We start from the raw sequence: 23602 nt of genomic DNA on the forward strand, positions 1-23602 counted from the left end.
GATGGATGTCGGGGGGTGGCGATAGCATGGACCGTCCCCGCCCTGGCAGCAATACCGCCCCCGCAGAACCCTGCCCTCGCAGCAACGGAGTCACGCGCATGCTCGGAAAACTCCTCGTCCGCTATCTCGGCGCGTATAAGCCGTGGCTCGCAGGGATCCTGGTCTTTCAGTTCCTGTCCGCGATGGCCTCGCTGTACCTGCCCCGGCTGAACGCTGACATCATCGACAACGGCGTCTCAACCGGCGACACGGCCTATATCTGGTCGCGCGGCGGGTTCATGCTCGCGATCGCGTTCGGTCAGATCATCGCGTCGATCATCGCGACCTACTTCGCCGCGCGCGCCGCGATGAGCGCAGGGCGTGACATCCGCCGCGACGTCTACGAAAAAGTCAGCGGCTTCTCCGAGCGAGAGGTGTCGACGTTCGGAGCGGGCACGCTGATCACCCGCAATACGAACGATGTCCAACAGGTTCAGATGCTCGCGATGATGGGCGCGACGATGCTCATCACCGCACCGCTCCTGGCGATCGGCGGCGTCATCATGGCGCTGCGGCAGGATGTCGGGCTCAGCTGGCTCATCGGGGTCGCCGTCCCGGTGCTTCTGGCTCTCGCGGGCTTCATCATCAGCCGCATGGTGCCGTTGTTCCGGCAGTACCAGAGCAAGCTCGACACCGTCAACCTGGTCATGCGGGAGCAGCTCACCGGCGTTCGGGTCGTGCGTGCCTTCGTTCGGGAGCGCATCGAGGAGGCGAGGTTCCGAGTCGCCAACACCGACATCATGATCGTCGGACGCAAGGTCGGCGCGCTGTTCGTGATCATGTTCCCACTGGCGATGCTGGTGCTCAACGTCACGGTCGTGGGCGTGATCTGGTTCGGCGGCATCCAGGTCGACGCCGGCAACGTCGAGATCGGCACGCTCTTCGCCTTCATGCAGTACGTCGGTCAGATCCTGATGGGTGTGCTGATGGCGACGTTCATGACGATCATGATCCCCCGTGCCGCCGTTTCGGCCGACCGCATCGGCGAGGTGCTCGACTCCTCCGACGCGCTGCATCGCCCCGAGCACCCGGTGACGACCTTCCCCACTCCGGGTTCGGTCGAGTTCGACGACGTGTCCTTCGCTTATCCCGGCGCCGAGGTCCCGGTGCTGCGGGGCATCTCCTTCCGGGCGGAAGCGGGGTCGACCGTCGCGATCGTCGGGTCCACGGGCTCGGGAAAGACGACTCTCGTCTCACTCATCCCGCGGTTGTTCGACGTCACCGGCGGCACGGTGCGCGTCAGCGGCGTCGATGTGCGCGAAGCCGATCTCGACCGGATGTGGCAGGGGATCGGCTTCGTCCCGCAGCGCGCGTTCCTGTTCGCCGGTACCGTCGCATCCAATCTTCGATTCGGTCGCGAAGACGCCACCGACGAGGAGCTCTGGAACGCTCTCGAGATCGCACAGGGCAAGGACTTCGTCGCCGAGATGGACGGCGGACTGGGCGCCCGCATCTCGCAGGGCGGCACGAACGTGTCGGGAGGTCAGCGGCAGCGCCTGTCGATCGCGCGAGCGATCATCCACCGGCCGGATGTCCTCGTGTTCGACGACTCGTTCTCAGCTCTCGACGTCGCCACGGATGCGCGCCTGAGGCAAGCGCTCTGGCGCGAGTTGCCGGGGGTGACCAAGATCGTCGTCGCCCAGCGCATCTCCACGATCACCGACGCCGACCGCATCGTCGTGCTCGATGACGGTCAGATGGTCGGCATGGGGACCCACGACGAGCTCGTCGCGTCGAACGAGACCTACCGCGAGATCGTCCAATCACAGCTCGGGGTCGACGCATGAGCGCGGGAGATCCCTCGACGGGTGCAGGAACCGTCGAGGGCGTCAGCGATGAGGAACGTTACGAACTCGAGCTCGCCGAGCAGGCCAGGCTCAACTCGGGTGACTGGGACTCGGTCGCACCCGGCAAGGCTGCGAACTTCGGCCGGAGCTTCGGCCGGCTGATCGGGTTGCTCGGTCCGTCGAAGTGGGCGTTCCTCTTCGTCTCGGCGCTCGGCGCGGTCGGAGTCGTCCTGGCCGTCATCGCGCCGAAGGTGCTCGGCGAAGCGACCAACGTCATCTTCGAGGGAGTGGTTTCGGCGAGCCTCGGCGGGCAGTTCCCCGCGGGAGCGACGCAGACCCAGGTCGTCGAGGCGCTGCGCTCGGCCGGACAGACCGACGCGGCCAACATGGTCGCTGCGATGAACGACTTTCAGGTGGGCGTGGGTGTCGACTTCGAGAGGCTGAAGGGGGTCGTGGTCGCGGTCCTGGTCATCTATCTCGTCTCGGCCATCCTCACCTATCTGCAGGGTTATGTCATCAACATCATCATGGTGCGCACGATGTGGCGACTGCGTGAAGACGTCGAGGCGAAGATCAACCGGCTGCCGCTGTCGCACTTCGATCGCGTCCAGCGCGGTGAGCTGATTTCGCGGGTGACCAACGACATCGACAACATCTCTCAGACGATGCAGCAGGCCTTCTCGACCGCCGTGACCAACGTGCTCACCGTCGTCGGAGTGCTCGTGATGATGTTCTCGATCTCGTGGCAGCTCGCCCTCGTCGCTCTGGTCGCCCTGCCGCTCATGGCCGTCGTCTTCGGAGTCATCGGCCCGCGCTCGCAGAAGGCGTTCGCGACGCAGTGGCGAAAGGTCGGGCGACTGAACGCCCGGGTCGAAGAGTCTTTCTCGGGTCACGCGCTCGTGCGCGTATACGGTCGCGAGCAGGATTCGCGCGAGAAGTTCCAGCAGGAGAACGAGGAGCTCTACCAGGCTGCGTTCAAGGCGCAGTTCCTGTCGGGTCTCATGATGCCGGCGATGATGTTCATCGGCAGCCTGAGCTATGTGGGCATCGCGGTGCTCGGCGGACTCATGGTCGCCTCCGGCCAGCTCCGACTCGGCGATGTGCAGGCGTTCATCCAGTACTCGCAGCAGTTCACGCAGCCGTTGTCCGAGCTCGGCGGCATGGCTGCGGTCGTCCAGTCCGGCACGGCGTCGGCGGAGCGAGTCTTCGAGCTGCTGGATGAACCGGAGCAGGAGCCGGATCCCGCCGACGCCCCAGCGCTGCAGACCGGCCGCGGGGTCATCGAGTTCGAGCATGTCGCATTCTCGTACGCGCCCGACAAGCCGCTCATCCGTGATCTGTCCTTCCGGGTCGAGCCCGGGCAGACGGTCGCGATCGTCGGACCCACCGGGGCAGGGAAGACGACCCTCGTCAACCTGCTCATGCGCTTCTATGAGCTGGATGGCGGGCGCATCCTCCTGGACGGTCAGGACATCGCCGAGCTCACCCGTGACGACGTGCGCTCCCGCACGGGGATGGTGCTGCAGGATCCGTGGCTGTTCGCCGGTTCGATCCGTGAGAACATCCGCTACGGCAGGCAATCCGCTACGGACCTGGAGGTCGAAGAGGCCGCCGTCGCCACGCGCGTCGACCGTTTCGTACACGCCCTGCCCGACGGTTACGACACCGTGCTCGACGAGGATGCCGCCAACGTCTCGGCCGGCGAGAAGCAGCTCATCACGATCGCCCGTGCGTTCGTGGCGGAACCGAGCGTGCTGATCCTCGATGAAGCGACGAGCTCGGTAGACACCCGGACCGAACTGCTTCTGCAGCACGCGATGAACGCGCTGCGCGCGGGCCGCACCTCGTTCGTGATCGCGCACCGACTCTCGACCATCCGCGACGCGGACCTCATCCTCGTGATGGAGCACGGTGACATCGTTGAGAAAGGGACACATGAGCAGCTCATTGCGGCCGAAGGCGCGTACTGGCGACTGTATCGAGCGCAGTTCGAACAGGCGGCCGCCGATCCGAGCTCCGCGGACGACCGCGCGCTCGAGGATCAGAGCGTGAGTCCGGCAGGGGGAACGGCATGAGCGTTCGCCGGTCCCCACGGTTCATCATCTCGGGCGTGGGCGTGGGCCTTGCGGCCGGACTGCTGTCGGGCCTCTTCGGCGTCGGCGGAGGAACGGTGATCGTGCCGATGCTCGTCCTCTTGCTCGCGTTCGATCAGCGCCTCGCGGCGGGCACCTCGCTCGCCGCGATCGTGCCCACCGCCGCCGTCGGGGTCATCTCGTACGCCGTGCATGACTCGGTCGCATGGATCCCCGCGCTGATCCTCGCGCTCGGCGCGGTCTTCGGCGCGCAGGTGGGCACGTGGCTCCTCGTCCGTGTGCCGCAGAACGCACTCCGCTGGGGATTCGTGGGGTTTCTCGCGGTCGTCATCGCGACCCTGTTCGTCATCGTCCCCTCCCGCGAGGCGGAGCTGCCGCTGACCTGGGGGAGTGGGCTCGGCCTCGTCGCCTTGGGCGTGGTCACCGGCATCCTCTCGGGACTGCTGGGCGTGGGGGGCGGCATCGTCGTGGTCCCCGCCCTGATGTTCCTCTTCGGTTCGAGCGACCTGATCGCGAAGGGGACATCGCTGCTGATGATGATCCCGACCGCGATCTCCGGGACGATCGGAAATCTCCGCCGCCACAACGTCGATCTTCTCGCGGCCGCGCTCGTCGGGGTCTCCGCGAGCACGACCACGGCGCTCGGTGCGTGGATCGCGACGCTGGTGCAACCGCTGACCGCCAACATCCTGTTCGCCGTCTTCCTGACCTTCATCGCCGCGCAGATGGCGGTGCGTGCGGTCCGTGCCCGACGTGCGCGCTGAGACGCCTCGATAGGATCGAAGCGTGTCCGTCAATACTGATCTGGTCGGTCGCGCGTTCGCGCCGACTGCGCCCTACCTGGTCGGCCGTGAGAAGGTGCGGGAGTTCGCGCGCGCCGTCTTCGCGGAAGACCCGCAGCACGTCGATCCCGCCGCGGCTCGCGCGCTCGGGTACCCCGACGTCGTCGCACCGCCGACATTCGCGATGGTGATCCAAGACCTGACGCTGCAGCAGCTGCTGGCCGAGCCGGATTCGGGTATCGCTCTGGAGCGCACCGTGCACGCCGAGCAGCGTTTCCGCTATACGCGGCCGATCGTCGCCGGTGACGAGCTGGTCGCGCAGCTGGAGATCACGAACGTCCGCCCGTTCGGAACGGGCGCCATGGTCACCAGCGTCGCCGAGATCACGGATGCCGCGGGCGCACACGTCGTCACGGCCACCTCGGTGCTGCTGATCGGAGGCGAGGTCGCATGACGCCGACAGCTTCGCTCGGTTCGGGTGGCGCCCTGAAGATCGGCGACGTGGTCGCCGAACGCACGGTCCACCTCACCCGTGAGTCGCTCGTCCGCTACGCCGGGGCATCGGGCGACTTCAACCCGATCCACTACCGCGACGATGTCGCCTCCGCCGTCGGGCTTCCCGGCGTGCTCGCGCACGGCATGCTCACGATGGGCCTCGCGGTGGAGACGCTCGTTTCCTGGATGGGCGATTCGGGCCGCATCCTCGATTACGGCGTACGGTTCACCCGCCCCGTCGTCGTCGACGCCGAGTCGGGCGCCGACCTCGTGGTGTCGGCGAAGGTCGGCGCACTCGACGATGCTGTCGCACGGATCGACCTGACCGTGATCTCAGGTGAGACGACTGTTCTCGGCAAGGCGCAGGTGCGCGTGCGCCTGCAGGGGTGAGCGACGTGCCGCCGAGCGTGCGTGAGGTCTCGCCGCGTCCGCTCGCGGAGCTGACGACCCTTCGGGTCGGCGGCACGCCGGCGCGAATGCTCGAGGCCACCACACGCGAAGAGCTCATCGCCGCGATGACGCAGATCTGGGCGGACCGTGAGCCGTGGCTGGTGATCGGCGGGGGGTCGAACCTGCTGGTCGGCGACGACCCTTTCGACGGAACGGCCGTGCTCGTGCGCAGCCGGGGGATCGCGCGCATCCCGTCCGATCGCGAGGACAGGGTGCGTCTTCGCGTTCAGGCCGGTCACGATTGGGATGACCTGGTCGCCCATACCGTGACCGCGGGACTGCGCGGCATCGAGGCGATGTCCGGCATTCCGGGAACGGTCGGCGCCGCCCCGATCCAGAACATCGGTGCCTACGGTCAGGAGATCGTCGAGACCCTCGTCGAGGTCGAACTTCTCGATGAGGACACCGGGGAGGTCGAGATCGTCCCGGCGGCTGAGCTCGAACTGGGGTTTCGCACGTCCGTCCTCAAAGCGCACTACGGGCACGGTGCCCGCCGTCGCGGAGTGATCATCTCCGTGACACTCGAGCTCGCCGACGTCGGGCAGGTCGACATTCCGGTCGGTGGCCTGCAGCTGCGAAACGCACTCGGACTGACCGCGGAGGACGAGGTCTCACTCGGGTGGATCCGCGAGACGGTGCTGGCCACGCGGGCGCGCAAGGGCATGGTGCTCGACGACAGCGATCCCGATACGTTCAGCGCCGGGTCGTTCTTCCAGAACGCCGTGGTCTCGGCATCCTTCGCCCGCACTCTGCCCGACGCATGCCCCCGCTGGCCGCTGCAGGTCGAGCTCGACGCGGTGCAGGTGATTCCCTTGGAGTCCTACGCAGGGCTCGTGACGCCGCCGCTTTCCGAGCAGCCCGACGTGAAGGTCAGCGCGGCCTGGCTCATCGAGCATGCCGGCCTGCGCAAGGGGTTCCGGCTGCCGCACTCGCGCGCCGGCCTGTCGACCAAGCACGCCCTCGCGCTGACCAACCGCGGCGGAGCGACGGCCGCCGAGGTGGCCGAACTCGCTCGGTACGTCCAGCTGCGGGTGCAGTCCGAGTTCGGGTTGCTTCTGCAACCCGAACCGATTCTCATCGGCGTCGAGCTTTAGCGCCGCCGCGGGTCAGGCGAAGAGGCGCTGCAGGCGCCGCATGCCCTCGAGAAGTGCGTCATCCCCGAGCGCATACGACAGGCGCAGGTAGCCCGAGGGTCCGAACGCCTCGCCCGGAACCACCGCGACTTCGGCGGTGTCCAGGAGGAGGTCGGCGAGTTCCAGCGATGTCGTCACGGTCGTGCCGGCCCATTCGCGTCCGAGCAGTCCGGTCACGTCGGGATACACGTAGAACGCGCCGAGGGGGTTGGGAACGGTGATTCCCGGGATCTTCGCGAGCTCGGCGACGATGATCGTGCGGCGGCGGTCGAACGCCGATCGCATCTGCTCGGCCTCGGTCTGCGGACCGGTCAGTGCCGCGAGCGCCGCGCGCTGCGCGATGTTGTTGACGTTGGAGCTGAGGTGCGACTGCAGGTTCGCAGCAACCTTGATGGCGTCGGCGGGCCCCAGCATCCAGCCCACGCGCCACCCCGTCATGGCATAGGTCTTCGCGACGCCGTTGACGAGGATCGTCTGTCCGGCGAGGTCCGGCACCGCCTCGACGATCGACACCGCCCGCTTGCCCTCGTAGACCAGGTTCTGGTAGATCTCGTCGCTGATGACCCAGATGCCGTGCTCGAGGGCCCATTCGCCGATCTCGCGGGTCTCTTCGGCCGTGTACACGGAACCCGTGGGGTTGGACGGCGAGACGAAGACGAGCGCCGTGGTCTTGTCGGTGCGTGCCGCCTCGAGCTGGTCGACGGTGACCTTGTAGTCCTGGTCGGCACCGGCGAAGACCGTCACGGGGATGCCGTCGGCCAGCGCGATCGCCTCGGGGTACGTCGTCCAGTACGGGGCCGGGAGGAGCACCTCGTCGCCCGGGTTCACGACGGCCTGGAACGCCTGGTAGACGGCCTGCTTCCCGCCGTTGGTGACGATGATCTGCGTGGGCGAGACCTCGAGCCCCGAGTCGCGGAAGGTCTTCGCGGCGATGGCCTCGCGGAGCACCGGGAGACCGGCGGCGGGCGTGTAGCGGAAGTTCGCGGGGTCGCGGAGGGCCTCGGCCGCGGCATCCACGATGAACTGAGGCGTCGTGAAATCGGGCTCGCCGGCCGCGTACGAGATGACGGGCCGCCCGGCCGCCTGCAGGGCCTTGGCTTTCGCGTCGACCTTGAGGGTCGCCGACTCGGCGATGGCGGATAGTTTCCGGGAGAGCGGAGCGCGTTCGGTCACGCTTCGAGCGTAGTCCGCGCGCGGTGCGGATGTGGATCGGCGGATCGCGGCGCCCGTCACCGGGAGAGGGGGCCGGATGCCGAAGCATCCGACCCCCTCTCGAGTGGCAATCGATGTCGTCAGCTGAACTGATTCATCGTGTTGTCCGCGCCGCCCGCCTTGAGGGCGGCATCGCCGGCGAAGTACTCCTTGTGGTTGTCGCCCATGTCGCTGCCGGCCATGTTCTGGTGCCGGACGGTCGCGATGCCCTCGCGGATCTCGCGACGCTGCACGCCCCTGACGTACGCGAGCATGCCCTCCTCGCCGAAGTAGCCCTTCGCGAGGTCGTCGGTCGACAGTGCGGCCGTGTGGTAGGTCGGGAGGGTGATGAGGTGGTGGAAGATCCCGGCACGTGCCGAGCTGTCCTTCTGGAACGAACGGATCATGTCGTCGGCGAGACCCGCGAGCTCCGTGTCGTCGTACTTGACGTCCATGAGCTCGGCACGATCGTATGCCGACACGTCCTTGCCCTTCTCGACGAGCGCGTCGTATGCCTGCTGCCGGAAATTGAGCGTCCAGTTGAACGACGGGCTGTTGTTGTAGACGAGCTTCGCGTTGGGGATCTCCTTGCGGATCTCGTCGACCATTCCGGCGATCTGTGCGATGTGCGGCTTCTCGGTCTCGATCCACAGGAGGTCCGCGCCGTTCTGCAGCGATGTGACGCAGTCGAGCACACAGCGCGCTTCGCCCGTGCCGGCGCGGAACTGGTAGAGGTTGCTCGCGAGGCGCTTGGGACGCAGCAGCTTGCCCTCGCGCTTGATGACGACATCGCCGTTGCTGAGCTGGTCCTCCGAGATCTCCTCGACGTCGAGGAAGGAGTTGTACTGGTCGCCGAGGTCGCCGGGCGCGCTCGAGACGGCGAGCTTCTGCGTGAGGCCGGCGCCCAGCGAGTCGGTGCGTGCGACGATCACGCCGTTGTCGATGCCCAGCTCGAGGAACGCATACCGGACGGCGTTGATCTTCGCGAGGAAGTCCTCGTGAGGCACCGTGACCTTGCCGTCCTGGTGGCCGCACTGCTTCTCGTCGGAGACCTGGTTCTCGATCTGGATGGCGCACGCGCCCGCCTCGATCATCTTCTTGGCGAGCAGGTACGTCGCCTCGGGGTTGCCGAAGCCGGCGTCGATGTCGGCGATGATCGGCACGACGTGCGTCTCGTAGGTGTCGATCTGCGTCTGGATGAACTCGACGGCCGTCTCGTCACCGGCCAGGCGTGCGTTGTCGAGCTTCGTGAACAGAAGATCGAGCTCCCGGGCATCCGCCTGGCGGAGGAACGTGTAGAGCTCCTCGATGAGTGCGGGCACCGAGGTCTTCTCGTGCATCGACTGGTCGGGCAGGGGGCCGAACTCGGAGCGGAGGGCGGCGACCATCCACCCCGAGAGGTAGAGGTAGCGCTTGTTCGTGGACTTGAAGTGCTTCTTGATCGAGATGAGCTTCTGCTGTCCGATGAAGCCGTGCCAGACGCCGAGCGACTGAGTGTACACCGACGAGTCTGCGTCATACTCGGCCATGTCGCGGCGCATGATGTCTGCCGTGTACTGGGCGATCTCGAGGCCGGTCCGGAACCGGTTCTGCGCGCGCATGCGGGCGACGTACTCGGGATTGATGGCGTCCCAGCTGGAGCCGGCCTGTGCCTTGAGGGCTTCGACGGATCGGATGTCGTCGTCGTAAGTGGTCATGTTCGGTTCTCTTTCGGTGGTGTCTGTTCGGTGGTGTCTGTTCGGTGGTGTCTGTCGAGCTCAGTCAGCGTCTTCGAGGTAGTTCGCGTACGCGGTCAGCGTCAGGAACGTCGGGAAGTCATCCCCGAGGGCGACCTCGCGGAAAATCGCCGCGGCGTCGTCGAACCGGTCGCCATCGGTGCGCGGAACCTCCCCGAGCACCCTCTCGATCAGCCCTTCGATGTACTCGCGGGTGATGCGCGTGCCGTCCTCTGTGGAGCGATCCTGGTGGATCCACTGCCACACCTGGCTCCGGCTGATCTCGGCGGTCGCGGCATCCTCCATGAGGTTGTCGATCGCGACCGCGCCGATGCCGCGCAGCCACGCTTCGATGTAGCGGATCGCGACCGACACGTTGCTGTACACCCCGGCGGTCGAGATCGGCAGGCCGATGTGCACGTCGATCAGCTGCGAGGCGAGGACCGTGACTTCGGGGCGCTTCCGGTCGACCTGATTGGGCGCGTCGCCGAGGACGGCGTCGAACTCCGCCTGCGCGACGGGGATCAGGTCGGGGTGCGCCACCCACGTGCCGTCGAATCCGTCGCCGGCCTCGCGCTTCTTGTCTGCCGCGACCTTCTCGAACGCCAGCGCCGTCACCTCGGGATCGCGCCGGTTCGGGATGAAAGCGCTCATCCCGCCGATCGCGAACGCGCCCCGCTTGTGGCAGGTCTGCACCAGCAGCTCGGTGTAGGCGCGCATGAACGGCACGGTCATGGTGACCTGACTGCGGTCGGGCAGCACGAAGCGCGCGCCGCGGCCGCGGTAGTTCTTGATCATCGAGAAGATGTAGTCCCAGCGGCCGGCGTTCAGACCCGCGATGTGGTGCCGGAGCTCGAAGAGGATCTCCTCCATCTCGAACGCGGCCGGCAGGGTCTCGATCAGCACGGTCGCACGGATCGTGCCGTACGGGATGCCGATGTACTCCTCGCTGAACGTGAAGACGTCATCCCACAGCTTCGCTTCTTCGGCCGATTCGATCTTCGGCAGGTAGAAGTAGGGGCCGACGCCGTTTTCGATGAGGCGCTTCGCATTGTGGAAGAAGTACAGTCCGTAGTCGACGAGCGAACCGGATGCCGCCATTTCGCGCCCGGAGCGGTCTGCGACCCGCAGGTGCTTCTCGACGAGGTGCCAGCCGCGCGGGCGCATCACGATCGTGGGGGTCTTCTCAGCCGTGACGCGGTATTCCTTCCCCTCGGGGGAGGTGTAGGACAACTGCCCGCGGATCGCGTCGTACAGCGACAGCTGACCCTCGACGACGTTGCGCCAGGTGGGGCTCGTCGCATCTTCCTGATCGGCCAGCCACACCTTCGCGCCCGAGTTGAGGGCGTTGATCGTCATCTTCGGGTCGGTCGGGCCGGTGATCTCGACGCGGCGGTCCTCGAGGCCCGGGCCGGCGCCGGCGACCTGCCAGTCGGCATCCTCACGGATGTGCGCCGTGTCGGCGCGGAACTGCGGGTCGTGCCCGTTGCCGATCTCGAAGCGGCGGCGCATGCGGTCGGCGAGCCGGTCGTGGCGTCGGCCGGCGAAGCGGACGTGCAGCGCGGCGACGAAGGCCAACGCCTCGGGCGTCAGGATCTCGTCATAGCGGGGGCGCATTGCGCCGGTGATCTGGATGGGCGCGATGCCCGTCGCGGGAGATGTCATGGCCCTGTCTTTCTTATGAATGTACCTACCCATGTCCCACTTTCTGTCGCTTCAGGGATGCCGGCGCGACAGAAAGTGGGACATTCCCCGCTGCAGTGGGGACAAGGGGGTGGGGTCTAGCGGTGGAGCTGTGCGGCCTCGGTGGGTCCCACCAGGGCCAATGTCGCGCTGCCCGGGTTGCGCGCAAGTGGTCATGTATCTACCTTGCGTGAAGAATTCGCGACACGCCCACGATTCGTGCTGTGAAGTTTTGCCGAAATTCACGTTTCATGCCACAATTCCGTTCATGACGATCGAAGCAACCCGGTCAGGGCACGTTGCCGACGCGCTTACGATTGGTCGTCGCATCCGTCAACTGCGCACCGCGCGGTCGATGACTCTCGACGATCTGGCGGCATCCGTGGAACGTGCGCCCAGCCAATTGTCGATGATCGAGACCGGAAAGCGCGAGCCGAAGCTCACGCTGCTTCAGAGTATCGCCCGTGCGCTCGGAACGACGATCGACCAATTGCTCGAGGCGCAGCCGCTCGATGCGCGCGCCACGCAGGAGATCGCCCTCGAGCGTGCGATGAAGGGGCCCACGTTCCAGGCGCTCGGCATCGCGCCGTTCCGCATCGGCAAGGCGCTGCCCGACGAGGCGCTGCAGGCCATGCTCGCGCTGCAGGCCGAGATCGAACGGCTCACGGACGAGCGCTCGGCGACCCCCGAGGAAGCGCGCCGCGCCAACGTCGAGCTGCGGTACCTGATGCGCCGCCAGGACAACTACTTCCCCGAGCTCGAAGAGCAGGCTCGTGCGATCCGGGATGCGGTCGATCATCCGGGCGGGCCGCTGACGCAGCGCACGGCGTCCGACATCGCCGCGCACCTCGGCTTCTCGCTGCACTACGTCGCCGACCTCCCGCAGTCGACTCGCAGCGTCGCCGATCTCAAGAACGGCCGCCTCTATCTGTCGAGCACGGTGCCGGCCAAAGGCGACTCGCGGACGGCCGTGCTTCAGGCGCTTGCGAGTCGCATCCTCGGGCACAGCGAGCCGCGCTCCTACGCGGAGTTCCTGCGTCAGCGCGTCGAGACCAACTACCTGACCGGGGCGCTGCTGATCCCGGAGGCACACGCCGTGCCATTCCTGCAGGATGCGAAGGCGCGGCGCGCCATCTCGATCGAAGACCTCCGCGATGCCTATTCGGTCTCGTATGAGACGGCCGCGCATCGGTTCACCAATCTCGCGACCCGGCACCTCGGCATCCCGGTGCATTTCCTCAAGGTGCACGAGTCGGGAACCATCACGAAGGCGTATGAGAACGACGAAGTGAACTTCCCCTCGGATCGGCTCGGCTCGATCGAAGGTCAGATGTGCTGCCGGCGCTGGACGAGCCGTACCGTGTTCGACGTGCCGGACAAGTTCAACCCGTACTACCAGTACACCGACACCGGCAACGGCACCTTCTGGTGCACGGCGCGCGTCGAGGCATCGAGTGAGGGCGCGCATTCGGTGAGCGTGGGGGTGCGCTTCGACGACACGAAGTGGTTCATCGGCCGTGAGACGACGAATCGAGGCGTATCGCGGCACGCGGTCGAGGTGTGCTGCCGGCGAGCTCCCGGGGGACTTGAGGCTGCGTGGCGTGATCAGGCCTGGCCGAATGTGCGCACTCCTCGGACCCTGCTGGCGACGCTCCCGACCGGTGCGTTCCCCGGCGTGGACACGACCGACCTCTACGAATTCCTGGACGCACACTCCCCGGCATCCTGACGCCGGCTCTGGGCTCGGGCTCTGGGCTCGGGCTCTGGCTGGCCCGGGGCGCATCAGCCGGTCGCCACCAGAGCCGCCCAGAGCTCGGCGCGGGCGGGAAACGTCGACAGGTCGACGTTCAGCAGCGTCTGCGCGTGCGCGATGCGGGCCCGCACGGTGTGGCGATGGATGCCGAGGCTCTGCGCGGTGGCATCGATTCGCGCATCGTGCTCGAGCCACACCCGCACGGTTCGCAGGAGGGCCGTGCCGCGCGACTCGTCGTGCGTGCGCAGCGGTGCGAGGCGCGCAGCGGCGACGGCGCGGGCCTCGGTGCCGGCCAGCTGGGCGAGCACGCCTTCGCCGGCGAGATCGTCGAAGCGCGATAGGCGACCGGCCGCGCCGTGGCGGCTGTGCGCCGTGACGGCTTGCGCGTGCGCGAGCGCGAACGAGGTGTAGGCGCACGGTTGCGAGACGCCGACCGTCGCGTCGAAGAGGGTCGCGAACTCATCGAGCAGGTCGTGATCGCTCGTCGCGACGGCGACGACCAGGCCCTCGGGCCCGCGCCCGTGGAAGATCGAGCGATCGGTCGCGCGCAGTTCGAGCCAATCGGCGGCGGCATCCTCACGGGCCGGTGCGACCTCGGCGACGGCCACAAGGACGGGGGCCGCCGGCAGCGCGCCCCACAGCTCGCGGGCGACACGACGGGCGAGGCTCGGATCGTCGGTCAGGAGGCTGTGAACGAGGCCCGCGCGCAAGACGCCCCGAGCGCGGTTGAGGCCGACGTTCTGCTCGAGCGCGAGACCCGCCATCGCGATGACCGAGGTCACGACGCCGCGACCCTCGAGGTCGAGCTCACCGCCGGCGATGACGACAGCGCCGCGGAGATGTCCCCCGCGGCCGAGCGTCTGCAGTGTGAAGCGCTCGCCGTCGATCTCGATGCTCGATCCGGCACGCGCCCCGCGCCGCAACAGCGCGCCGACCTCCTCGGCCACTTCCGCCCGCGCGGCGGGATCGAGCGCGCCCGACGGGTGCTCGCGCACGAGCGCCCCCGTCGCATCGAACAAGCCGGTCCACGCCTCGAGCTGGCGTCCCAGCTCGGCGACCGTCGCGCCGAGTCCGTCGGGCCGCAGCGCCGCGAGCGAGATCGCGCGCTGCGCGGCCAACGCCCAGGTCCGGCGCGCGTAGGCCTGCGCGGCGACCGCCTCGGCGTTCGCGCGGGCGAGGGCGATGAACGGCGTCCGGTAGGGCACCTCGAACAGCGGCATCCGTGCATCGCGGCAAGCGCCGGCGAGCGCCGGGGGGATGCCGTCGCGCGCCACCTCGGTGCCGAACCCCAGGCCGTGAACTCCCCGGGCGTGCAGGCGCGCGATGTACGCGTGGTATTCGTCGTCTCCGGCGTCGGGTCCGAACTGGGTGCCGGTCGTCAGCAGCAGCAGGTCGTCGGTGAGAAACGGCGTCGGATCGGCGAGGTCGGTGCTGTGCACCCAGCGCAGCGGTGCGTCCAGCGCACCCGGAAGCAGCGTGTCCTCCGCGGATTCCAGGCGCAGGCGAAGATCGCGACGCTCGAGCAGCGCACGCAGAGTGGGCTGAGGGTCTTCGCTCATCCGCGCCTCCGTGGCTGATAGACGCCGTGTATAGCATCCTTTCAACAATGTACACATCGGCCGGTGCGGCCGCCCGCATCCGCGCCCTACGCTCGCCCGCATGAGCCTCATCGACTCCACCGTGACCGCGACCGACCCGCTCGGCGGCCCGACCCTCCCGCAGGAGCGCCGTCTGGTGACGGCGCTGCCCGGCCCGCGATCGCAGGAACTCCTGGCCCGCAAAGCGGCCGCCGTCGCCGCCGGCGTCGGTCACACGGTGCCCATCCACGCCGTCGCGGCCGGGGGTGGGGTTGTGATCGATGCCGACGGCAACTCGCTCATCGATCTGGGCTCGGGGATCGCCGTCACGACGGTCGGCAATGCGCACCCGAGGGTCGCCGCCGCGATCGCGGCCCAGGCGGCGAAGTTCACCCACACCTGTTTCATGATCTCGCCGTACGAGGACTATGTCGCCGTCGCCGAGGCGCTGAATCGGCTGACCCCCGGCGATCACGCGAAGAAGTCGGCGCTGTTCAACTCGGGCGCCGAAGCGGTCGAGAACGCCGTCAAGATCGCGCGCAAGGCGACGGGCCGTCAGGCCGTCGTCGCGTTCGACCACGCCTACCACGGCCGTACGAACCTCACGATGGGGCTCACCGCCAAGGCGATGCCGTACAAGAGCGGGTTCGGACCGTTCGCCGGCGAGATCTACCGTGCGCCGATGTCGTACCCGTACCGCGACGGATTGTCGGGCGCGGAAGCGGCCGCACGCGCCATCTCGCTCATGGAGAAGCAGATCGGCGCCGAGAGCCTCGCCGCCGTCATCATCGAACCCATCCAGGGCGAGGGCGGATTCATCGTCCCGGCCGAGGGATTCCTTCCGGCGATCGTGGAGTGGTGCCGTATGAACGGCGTCGTCTTCATCGCCGACGAGGTGCAGTCCGGGTTCGCGCGCACGGGGGCGATGTTCGCGAGCGAACTGTTCGGCATCGTTCCCGATCTCGTCGCGACGGCCAAGGGGATCGCGGGCGGCATGCCGCTGGCGGCCGTGACGGGCCGCGCCGAGATCATGGACGCATCCCACAGCGGGGGGCTGGGCGGAACGTACGGCGGCAACCCCGTGGCGTGCGCGGCCGCACTCGCCTCGATCGAGGTCTTCGAGGAGGACGGACTCCTCGAACGCGCCCGAGACATCGGCCAGATTCTGCGCGCACGGCTCGAATCGCTGCAGGCCGATGATCCGCGGATCGGCGAGGTGCGCGGGTACGGTGCGATGATCGCCGCCGAGTTCGTCGACCCCGCCACGAAGGCACCGGATGCCGCGCTGACAGCGGCCGTGGCCAAGGCCTCGATCGCGCAGGGAGTCATCGTCCTGACGTGCGGCACCTACGGCAACGTCATCCGGTTCCTGCCGCCTCTGTCGATCGGCGACGACCTGCTCCACGAGGGCCTGGATGTCGTGGCCGCCGCGCTCGCGGCAGCCTGATCACCACCGAGTGCGCCGGTTCGTGCCGACCGCGCTGCTCGCAAGCATCCACCGCCCGGCGCACTCGACAGCAACCAGCGCAGTCGACCCCGAGAGAACAGGAATCGCCGTATGACCGAGATCACCCGTGACGTCGTCATCATCGGAGCGGGGGCTGCCGGCCTCACAGCCGCCCACGAACTGAAGAAGGCCGGACTGTCGGTCGCCGTGCTGGAAGCGCGCGACCGCGTCGGCGGCCGGCTGTGGACCGATGTGATCGACGGTGCGATGCTCGAGATCGGCGGTCAGTGGATCAGTCCCGACCAGGAGGCGCTGCAGGAGACCGTCGTCGAACTCGGGCTCGAGACCTTCAGCCGTTACCGTGAGGGTGCCTCCGTGTACGTCGGCCCGGACGGCACGGTCACGCGCTTCACGGGCGACGTCTTCCCGGTCGCGCCCGAGACCGAGAAGGTCATCGCCGAGATCACGGAGCGCCTTGATGCCATGGTCGCCGAGATCGACCCGGATCGGCCCTGGGCGCACGACCGGGCAGCCGAGTGGGACAGCATCTCTTGGGACGCGTGGCTGCGTGCGCAGACCGACGACGATGAAGCCGTGCGCAATCTGGCGTTCGCCACCGGATCGGCGATGCTGACCAAGCCGACGCACAGCTTCTCGCTGCTGCAGTCGCTGCTGATGGCGGCTTCGGCCGGCAGCTACAGTCACCTGGTCGATGCGGATTTCATCCTCGACAAGCGTGTCGTGGGCGGATTGCAGCAGGTCCCCATCCTGCTGGCTGAACGCCTCGGCGGCGACGTGCTCCTCGGCCGGCCGGTCCGCGCACTCGTGTGGTCCGACCAGGGAGTGTCGGCGATCGCCGACGGCGTCACGGTTCGCGCGCGTCAAGCCGTGCTCGCGGTGGCGCCCGTGCTCTACAGCCGGATCTCGTTCATGCCGCCGCTCCCGCGCCTCCAGCACCAGATGCACCAGCACCTCTCGATGGGCTTCGTCATCAAGGTCCACGCGGTCTACGACCGTCCTTTCTGGCGCGACAAGGGACTGTCCGGCACAGCATTCAGCCCGTACGAGCTGTCGCACGAGGCCTACGACAACACCAACCACGCCGACGAACGCGGCACCCTCGTCGGCTTCGTCTCCGATCAGCACGCCGACGACGTCTTCCGCCTCACAGCCGATGAGCGCAAGGAGCGGATCCTCGAGTCCCTGTCGCACTACTACGGGCCCGAGGCCATGAACCCGATCGTCTACTACGAGAGCGACTGGGGCGCGGAGGAGTGGACTCGCGGCGCGTACGCCGCGAGCTTCGACCTCGGCGGCCTGCACCGGTACGGCTCAGAACTGCGCACGCCCGTCGGACCCATCCGCTTCGCCTGCAGCGACCTCGCCGGTGCCGGCTACCAGCACGTGGACGGCGCCATCCGCATGGGCCGCCTGGCCGCACAGCAGATCCTGGAGGAGAACCGCACATGACCGCGCACATCGTCGTCGGCTACACGGCAACCAAGACCGGACGGGATGCCGTGGCCTTCGCCGCGCGCCTCGCCATCGCGACGGGATCGGTCCTCGACGTCGCGATCATCCTTCCTGCCGACAGCCGCAGCGTCATCACACCGCCGGATGCCGGCTATGACCGGCTGCTGCGCGAACAGGCGCAGCAGTGGATCGCCGCCGCGATCGACGAGACCCCAGCGGATGTCGTCGCTCACGCGCACGTGCGTACGGCGGAATCCTTCGCCGAGGGCCTGATCTCTCTGGCCGATGAGCTGGGCGCCTCGCACATCGTCGTCGGCGCTGCCGATGGCGGCTCGCGCGGGCGCCACCGGCTGGGGACGACGACGACGGAACTGCTGCACTCCTCGGACGTGCCCGTGGTGCTCGTGCCTCGCGGCGCCCGCAAGATCGCCGCCGAAACCGGCGTGACCCGCCTGACCGTCGCCGTCGGCACGCGGCCGGGTGCCGACGCGCTGATGGAGGATGCGGCGGCTCTCGCGGCATCCACCGGAGCGTCGGTGCGACTGCTGTCGCTGCTGACCGTCGACCTGCCGCCGACGGCCGACACCGGTGCGATCCGCATCGCCGGGACGACCGAAGCCGGCGAGGTCCTCGCGGCCGCGCAGACGACCCTGCCGGAAGGCTTGGTGTCGGACGTCGTGGTCGCCGACGGCGAGAGCATCGAGGATGCCGTCGCCCACCTCGACTGGCAGCCCGGTGAGGTGCTCCTGGCCGGATCCAGCCGACTGGCGCAGCCGCGGCGCCTCTTCCTCGGCTCCACCGCGGCGAAGATGCTCCACGAAGTTCCCGTCCCCGTCATCGTCGTTCCCCGCACCCACGCGGACGGCAGCACCCAGGAAGGACCACAGCGATGAGTGCACCCGAAGCAGCACCGCTCGTCTCCGGCACCACCGACCAGGACGGCAAGGGGGGACTGTCCAGCAAGGGCCTGAGCGCCGGAACCATCGGCCTTCTCGGCGCCGTCGTCATCGGGATCTCGTGCATCGCGCCCGCGTACACGTTCACGGCGGCCATCGGCCCGACGGCGTCGGTCGTCGGCGCACAGATCCCGGCGATCATCCTCGTCGGCTTCATCCCGATGCTCCTGGTGGCCTTCGGCTACCGCGAGCTCAACAACCGGATGCCGGATGCCGGCACGTCCTTCACCTGGGCGAGCCGGGCTTTCGGGCCCTGGATCGGCTGGATGGCCGGGTGGGGGCTGATCGTGGCGACGATCCTCGTCCTGTCCAATCTCGCCGGTGTCGCCGTCGACTTCCTCTTCCTGCTGATCTCGCAGATCACCGGCAATCCCGACATCGCGGGGATGGCGGCTGAGACTTGGATCAACATCACGGTGTGTCTGCTGTTCATGCTTGCCGCGACCCTCGTCTCGTATCGTGACATGCAGACGACCCAGAAGCTGCAGTACGTCCTGGTGACCTTCCAGGTGGCGGTGCTGCTGATCTTCGCCGTCGCCGCGATCGTCCAGGCCACCAGCGGCGGGGGATTCGACTTCATGCCGTTCGACCTCAACTGGTTCAATCCGTTCGCCGTCAGCTCGTTCAGCGCGTTCGCGGCCGGCCTTTCCCTGTCGATCTTCATCTTCTGGGGGTGGGATGTCACGCTCACGATGAACGAGGAGACAAAGGACCCCGAGAAGACGCCGGGCCGGGCGGCGACCGTGACGGTCCTCATGATCGTGTCGCTGTACTTGCTTCTCGCCGTCGCGATGATCATGTTCGCGGGCGTCGGCACGGGAGAGCTCGGTCTGGGCAACGAGGACATCCAGGGGAACGTCTTCTTCTTCCTGTCCGATCCGGTGCTGGGCCCGCTCGCCTTCCTGGTGTCGCTGGCAGTGCTCACGAGCTCGGCCTCGTCGCTGCAGTCGACGTTCGTGGGGCCGGCGCGCACGCTCCTGTCAATGGGGCACTACGGGGCGCTGCCACCGGCATTCGCGAGGGTGAGCCCGCGCTTCTTCACCCCCGGGTACGCGACGATCGTGTCGGCCGTCGTGGCCTCGGCGTTCTATGTCGTCATGCGCATCGTGAGCGAGGACACGCTGTGGGACACGATTCTGACGCTCGGCATGATGATCTGCTTCTACTACGGCCTGACCGCGTTCGCGTGCGTCTGGTATTTCCGCAAGCAGTGGTTCGATTCGGTGCGCAACGTCTTCTTCACGTTCTTGTTCCCCCTCGTGGGCGGCGTGATCCTCGCGGTGCTGTTCTTCACGACGCTCATCGATTCGATGGACCCGGCGTACGGCTCGGGGTCGCAGATCGGCGGCATCGGCATCGTGTTCATCCTGGGCATGCTCATCATCGTCGTGGGCATCGCGATCATGGTGTGGCAGGCGATCAAGCGTCCCGCGTTCTTCCGTGGCGAGACCCTGTCGATCGATGCCCCGGAGAGCGTGCGGAGAGCGCGCCGATGAGTGCGGAGAGCGAGCGCGCGCTGCGGGATTCGCTTCCCACGCAGCTGCTGATCGACGGGCGGTGGACGGATGCGGCGTCGCGCGCGACTTTTCCCGTCTACGACCCGGCCACCGGTCTCGCCATCGCGGAGATCGCCGATGCGAGCGCGGACGACGGCATCCGCGCTCTCGACGCCGCCGTGGCGGCGCAGGACGCGTGGGCGGCGACGTCGCCGAGGGAGCGCAGCGACATCCTCCGCCGGGCGTTCGATCTGGTGCAGCAGCGCCGGGAGGATCTCGCCCTCGTGATGACCCTCGAGATGGGCAAACCGCTCGCAGAGGCGCGCGGTGAGGTCGCGTACGGCGGTGAGTTCCTGCGCTGGTTCAGTGAGGAAGCGGTGCGCATCGCCGGTCGGTACGGACTCAACCCGGAGGGCACGGGGCGCGTGGTCGTCTCGCAGCGTCCGGTCGGGCCGTGCTTGTTCATCACGCCCTGGAACTTCCCGCTCGCGATGGCCACGCGCAAGATCGCCCCGGCGCTCGCGGCCGGGTGCACCGTCGTGATCAAGCCGCCCGAGCTCACGCCGCTCACGACCCTGCTGTTCGCTCAGCTGCTTCAGGATGCGGGTTTGCCGGCCGGTGTCGTCAATGTCGTCACGACGACCCGCTCGGGCGAGCTTTCGGCCCCGATCATCGCAGATCCGCGGCTGCGCAAGCTCTCGTTCACGGGCTCGACTCCGGTCGGCAAGAAGCTCATCGCGCAGGCGGCGGAAGGCGTGCTGCGGGTGTCGATGGAGCTGGGTGGCAACGCCCCCTTCGTCGTCTTCGGCGATGCCGACCTCGACAGAGCGGTCGACGGGGCGATGGCGGCGAAGTTCCGCAACATCGGACAGGCATGCACCGCCGCCAACCGCTTCATCGTGCACACCTCCATCGCGGACGAGTTCGCACGGCGCATCACCGAGCGGGTGTCGGCCATGACGATCGGACGCGGCACGGACGAGACCGTGCAGATCGGGCCTCTGATCGACCAGAGGGCGGTCGCGAAAGCCGACGAGCTCGTGACGGATGCGCTCGATCGCGGCGCGCGCCTGCTCACCGGCGGCCGCGCGATCGCGGGTCCCGGCACGTTCTATGCGCCCACGGTCGTTGCCGATGTCGCCGCCGGCAGCGCGATCCTCCGCGAGGAGATCTTCGGCCCCGTGCTCGCGATCGCGACCTTCGAGGACGAGGACGAGGCCGTACGGCTGGCCAACGACACGGAGTACGGTCTGGTGTCCTACGTCTTCACGCAGGACCTCGCGCGCGGCCACCGGATGATCGATCGCCTCGAGACGGGGATGATGGGACTCAACGTCGGTGTCGTCTCGAATGCGGCCGCACCGTTCGGTGGCGTGAAGCAATCGGGGGTCGGCCGCGAGGGCGGCCTCGAGGGCATCCACGAATTCCTGTCCACCAAGTACACCCTGATCCCCGTCGCCTGACGCGGGACGAGATCGGAGAGTCATGAGCGACTACGCCGTCGTCAATCCCGCCACGGGCGAGACCCTCGCCACGTACGACACGTTCAGCGACGCGCAGGTGCAGGGCGCCGTCGCGGCCGCGGAGGCGGCCTACCGCACGTGGGGGCGCATGTCGTCGGTCTGGGACCGGGCGGCGCTCATCCGCCGCGTCGCCGAGCTCTACCGGGAGCGGCGCCAGGCGCTCGCCGCCACGATCGTGCGCGAGATGGGAAAGCCCCTCGCCGCGGCGCTCGGTGAGGTCGATTTCGCGGCCGACATCACCGAGTTCTACGCCGACAATGCCGAGAAGATCATGGCCGATCAGCCGATCGACATCCTCGGTGACGGCACCGCCGTGATCCGCAAGGCGCCACTCGGACCGCTTCTCGGGATCATGCCGTGGAACTTCCCGTACTACCAGGTTGCTCGATTCGCCGCGCCGAACCTGCTGCTGGGCAACACGATCCTGCTCAAGCATGCGCCGCAGTGCCCGGAGTCCTCGGCGGCGATCGAACGGCTGCACCTGGATGCCGGTTTCCCCGCGGGTGCGTACGTCAACGTCTATGCGACCAACGACCAGGCGGGCGATGTCATCGCCGACCCGCGCGTGCAGGGTGTCTCGCTGACCGGATCCGAGCGGGCGGGGGCGGCCGTCGCCGAAATCGCCGGTCGCAACCTCAAGAAGGTCGTGCTCGAACTCGGCGGCTCCGACCCCTTCATCCTGCTGTCCACCGACGACCTCGACGGGGCGGTGTCGTCGGCGGTCGAAGCTCGCCTGGACAATACCGGTCAGTCGTGCAACGCGGCCAAGCGCTTCATCGTGGCCGACGAGCTCTATGACGACTTCCTGGAGAAGTTCACCGCGGGTATGACCGCTGCCTCCGTGGGCGATCCGTTCGCCGAAGGAACCGATCTCGGGGCGCTCTCGTCGCTCGCGGCGGCCGAACGCCTGCAGGAGCAGGTCGCGCGCGCGGTCGCGCAGGGTGCGACCCTCGTGGCCGGCGGCACCCGCGAGGGTGCGTTCTTCGGCGGCACGGTGCTGGCCGATGTCACGCCCGAGATGGACGCGTACCGTGAGGAGTTCTTCGGGCCGGTCGGCGTCGTCTATCGAGCGGCCGATGAGGATGCGGCGATCGCGATCGCGAACGGAACGCCGTTCGGTCTCGGGTCCTACGTCTTCACGACCGACCCCGATCAGGCCGCACGCGTGGCCGACCGGATCGAAGCGGGCATGGTCTACGTCAACCTCGTGCTCGCCGACAGCCCCGAACTTCCGTTCGGCGGCGTGAAGCGGTCGGGCACGGGCCGGGAGATGGGCCTGCTCGCCGCGGATGAGTTCGTCAACAAGAAGCTCATCCGCACCGCCGGCTGAGATCCTGCGGCCGATCCTCGTTCGGCGCGGGGGCTGTCCTGAAGTCGTGAAGCGGGCCATGATGGACTCATGGACGAGAACGCGGATGCCGTCACTTTTCTCTCCGATCGCCAGTGCTGGGAACGGTTGAGAGAGCAGGAGCTGGGGCGGCTGGTCACCCGGGTCGGGGACGTGCTGGACATCTTCCCGGTCAACTACACGGTCGACGGCGAATCCCTCGTGTTCCGCACCGCTGAGGGCAGCAAGCTGACCGAGCTCACGATCAACAGCGAGGTGCTGTTCGAGGTGGATGACTACACCGATGTCGACGCCTGGAGTGTCGTCGTCCGGGGCACGGCGGTGAAGCTCGACACTTCCGCCGAGGTCAGTGCGGCCGACCGGTTGCCGCTGAAACCGTGGATCCCCACGCTCAAGTACAACTACGTGCGGATCGTCGCGGCATCCGTCTCGGGGCGCGATGTGCGCCGCGGCGAGGAGCCCGATCGGTACGGAGTGCAGCAGTACTGACGCGCCCGGGCGGGTTCGCTTGCCGCTGAGGCATGACGTACACTGGGAGAGCAGTTGAAGTCTGCATTCTTTTGCCGTGCCCGCGGATCGGGACCTCCTCAATCTCAGACACGGTAGGAGTGCGGGCTTCTCCGAGGTCGCGAGATCTTTAGGGGTCGCGAGATCTTTAGGG

At 67.8% G+C, this 23602-nt stretch carries 18 protein-coding genes; 14 read left to right on the top strand and 4 right to left on the bottom strand.

What is annotated here, in order from left to right; translation table 11 throughout:
* Positions 1-98: 98 nt before the first annotated feature.
* From QZV81_RS09760 to QZV81_RS09785, 6 genes are read left to right on the top strand one after another with little or no spacing between them, the layout of a single operon-like run.
* On the top strand, positions 99-1826 hold the full coding sequence (locus QZV81_RS09760) for an ABC transporter ATP-binding protein (RefSeq protein WP_292836434.1): 1728 nt from the start codon (positions 99-101) through the stop codon (positions 1824-1826).
* Positions 1823-3901: an ABC transporter ATP-binding protein gene (locus tag QZV81_RS09765; protein WP_292836437.1), complete on the top strand. Its 2079-nt coding sequence runs from the start codon at positions 1823-1825 to the stop codon at positions 3899-3901. The genes QZV81_RS09760 and QZV81_RS09765 overlap by 4 nt, the downstream gene beginning before the upstream one ends.
* Positions 3898-4683, top strand: a complete 786-nt coding sequence (locus QZV81_RS09770) for a sulfite exporter TauE/SafE family protein (protein ID WP_292836440.1) — start codon at positions 3898-3900, stop codon at positions 4681-4683. Before QZV81_RS09765 ends, QZV81_RS09770 begins: the two co-directional genes overlap by 4 nt.
* A 22-nt stretch (positions 4684-4705) precedes the next feature.
* The gene (locus QZV81_RS09775; protein WP_292836443.1) at positions 4706-5155 is read left to right on the top strand and encodes a MaoC family dehydratase N-terminal domain-containing protein; all 450 of its coding nucleotides are present in this window, start codon (positions 4706-4708) and stop codon (positions 5153-5155) included.
* On the top strand, positions 5152-5586 hold the full coding sequence (locus QZV81_RS09780; RefSeq protein ID WP_292836447.1) for a MaoC/PaaZ C-terminal domain-containing protein: 435 nt from the start codon (positions 5152-5154) through the stop codon (positions 5584-5586). The genes QZV81_RS09775 and QZV81_RS09780 overlap by 4 nt, the downstream gene beginning before the upstream one ends.
* A gap of 17 nt (positions 5587-5603) precedes the next feature.
* A complete protein-coding gene (locus QZV81_RS09785; protein ID WP_292836488.1) occupies positions 5604-6740 on the top strand; it encodes a UDP-N-acetylmuramate dehydrogenase in 1137 nt (378 codons plus the stop codon).
* Between the two features lie 12 nt (positions 6741-6752).
* Here QZV81_RS09785 and QZV81_RS09790 read toward each other — a convergent pair whose 3' ends face one another.
* From QZV81_RS09790 to aceB, 3 genes are all read right to left on the bottom strand, one after another.
* Positions 6753-7952, bottom strand: a complete 1200-nt coding sequence (locus tag QZV81_RS09790) for a pyridoxal phosphate-dependent aminotransferase (protein ID WP_292836449.1) — start codon at positions 7950-7952, stop codon at positions 6753-6755.
* Positions 7953-8071: 119 nt separating this feature from the next.
* On the bottom strand, positions 8072-9667 hold the full coding sequence (locus tag QZV81_RS09795) for an isocitrate lyase (RefSeq protein WP_292836452.1): 1596 nt from the start codon (positions 9665-9667) through the stop codon (positions 8072-8074).
* A gap of 60 nt (positions 9668-9727) precedes the next feature.
* Positions 9728-11350 carry a malate synthase A gene (aceB, locus tag QZV81_RS09800; protein WP_292836455.1) on the bottom strand — a complete coding sequence of 541 codons (1623 nt, stop codon included), beginning with the start codon at positions 11348-11350 and terminating at the stop codon, positions 9728-9730.
* 286 nt (positions 11351-11636) lie between these two features.
* Here aceB and QZV81_RS09805 point away from each other — a divergent pair, with 286 nt between their 5' ends.
* Complete coding sequence (locus QZV81_RS09805; RefSeq protein ID WP_292836458.1) at positions 11637-13097, top strand: helix-turn-helix transcriptional regulator; 1461 nt, start codon at positions 11637-11639, stop codon at positions 13095-13097.
* A 53-nt stretch (positions 13098-13150) separates the two neighbouring features.
* Here the strand turns inward: QZV81_RS09805 and QZV81_RS09810 are convergent, their stop codons facing one another.
* Positions 13151-14680: a PucR family transcriptional regulator gene (locus tag QZV81_RS09810; protein WP_292836461.1), complete on the bottom strand. Its 1530-nt coding sequence runs from the start codon at positions 14678-14680 to the stop codon at positions 13151-13153.
* A 100-nt stretch (positions 14681-14780) separates the two neighbouring features.
* Between QZV81_RS09810 and gabT the strand changes: the two genes are divergently transcribed.
* The 7 genes from gabT (at position 14781) to QZV81_RS09845 (ending at position 23430) form a co-directional block, all read left to right on the top strand.
* Positions 14781-16145: a 4-aminobutyrate--2-oxoglutarate transaminase gene (gabT, locus tag QZV81_RS09815; RefSeq protein ID WP_292836463.1), complete on the top strand. Its 1365-nt coding sequence runs from the start codon at positions 14781-14783 to the stop codon at positions 16143-16145.
* Between the two features lie 111 nt (positions 16146-16256).
* Entirely contained in the window at positions 16257-17615 is a 1359-nt protein-coding gene (locus tag QZV81_RS09820) for an NAD(P)/FAD-dependent oxidoreductase (RefSeq protein ID WP_292836465.1), read from the top strand.
* Complete coding sequence (locus tag QZV81_RS09825) at positions 17612-18511, top strand: universal stress protein (protein WP_292836467.1); 900 nt, start codon at positions 17612-17614, stop codon at positions 18509-18511. Before QZV81_RS09820 ends, QZV81_RS09825 begins: the two co-directional genes overlap by 4 nt.
* Positions 18508-20070: an APC family permease gene (locus QZV81_RS09830; protein ID WP_292836469.1), complete on the top strand. Its 1563-nt coding sequence runs from the start codon at positions 18508-18510 to the stop codon at positions 20068-20070. The genes QZV81_RS09825 and QZV81_RS09830 overlap by 4 nt, the downstream gene beginning before the upstream one ends.
* Complete coding sequence (locus QZV81_RS09835) at positions 20067-21533, top strand: NAD-dependent succinate-semialdehyde dehydrogenase (RefSeq protein WP_292836472.1); 1467 nt, start codon at positions 20067-20069, stop codon at positions 21531-21533. Before QZV81_RS09830 ends, QZV81_RS09835 begins: the two co-directional genes overlap by 4 nt.
* A gap of 22 nt (positions 21534-21555) precedes the next feature.
* Complete coding sequence (locus tag QZV81_RS09840) at positions 21556-22923, top strand: NAD-dependent succinate-semialdehyde dehydrogenase (RefSeq protein ID WP_292836474.1); 1368 nt, start codon at positions 21556-21558, stop codon at positions 22921-22923.
* A 69-nt stretch (positions 22924-22992) separates the two neighbouring features.
* Positions 22993-23430: a pyridoxamine 5'-phosphate oxidase family protein gene (locus QZV81_RS09845; protein WP_292836476.1), complete on the top strand. Its 438-nt coding sequence runs from the start codon at positions 22993-22995 to the stop codon at positions 23428-23430.
* Positions 23431-23602: the final 172 nt, after the last annotated feature.

It is taken from the genome of Microbacterium sp., assembly GCF_011620665.1.
GTDB lineage: Bacteria > Actinomycetota > Actinomycetes > Actinomycetales > Microbacteriaceae > Microbacterium.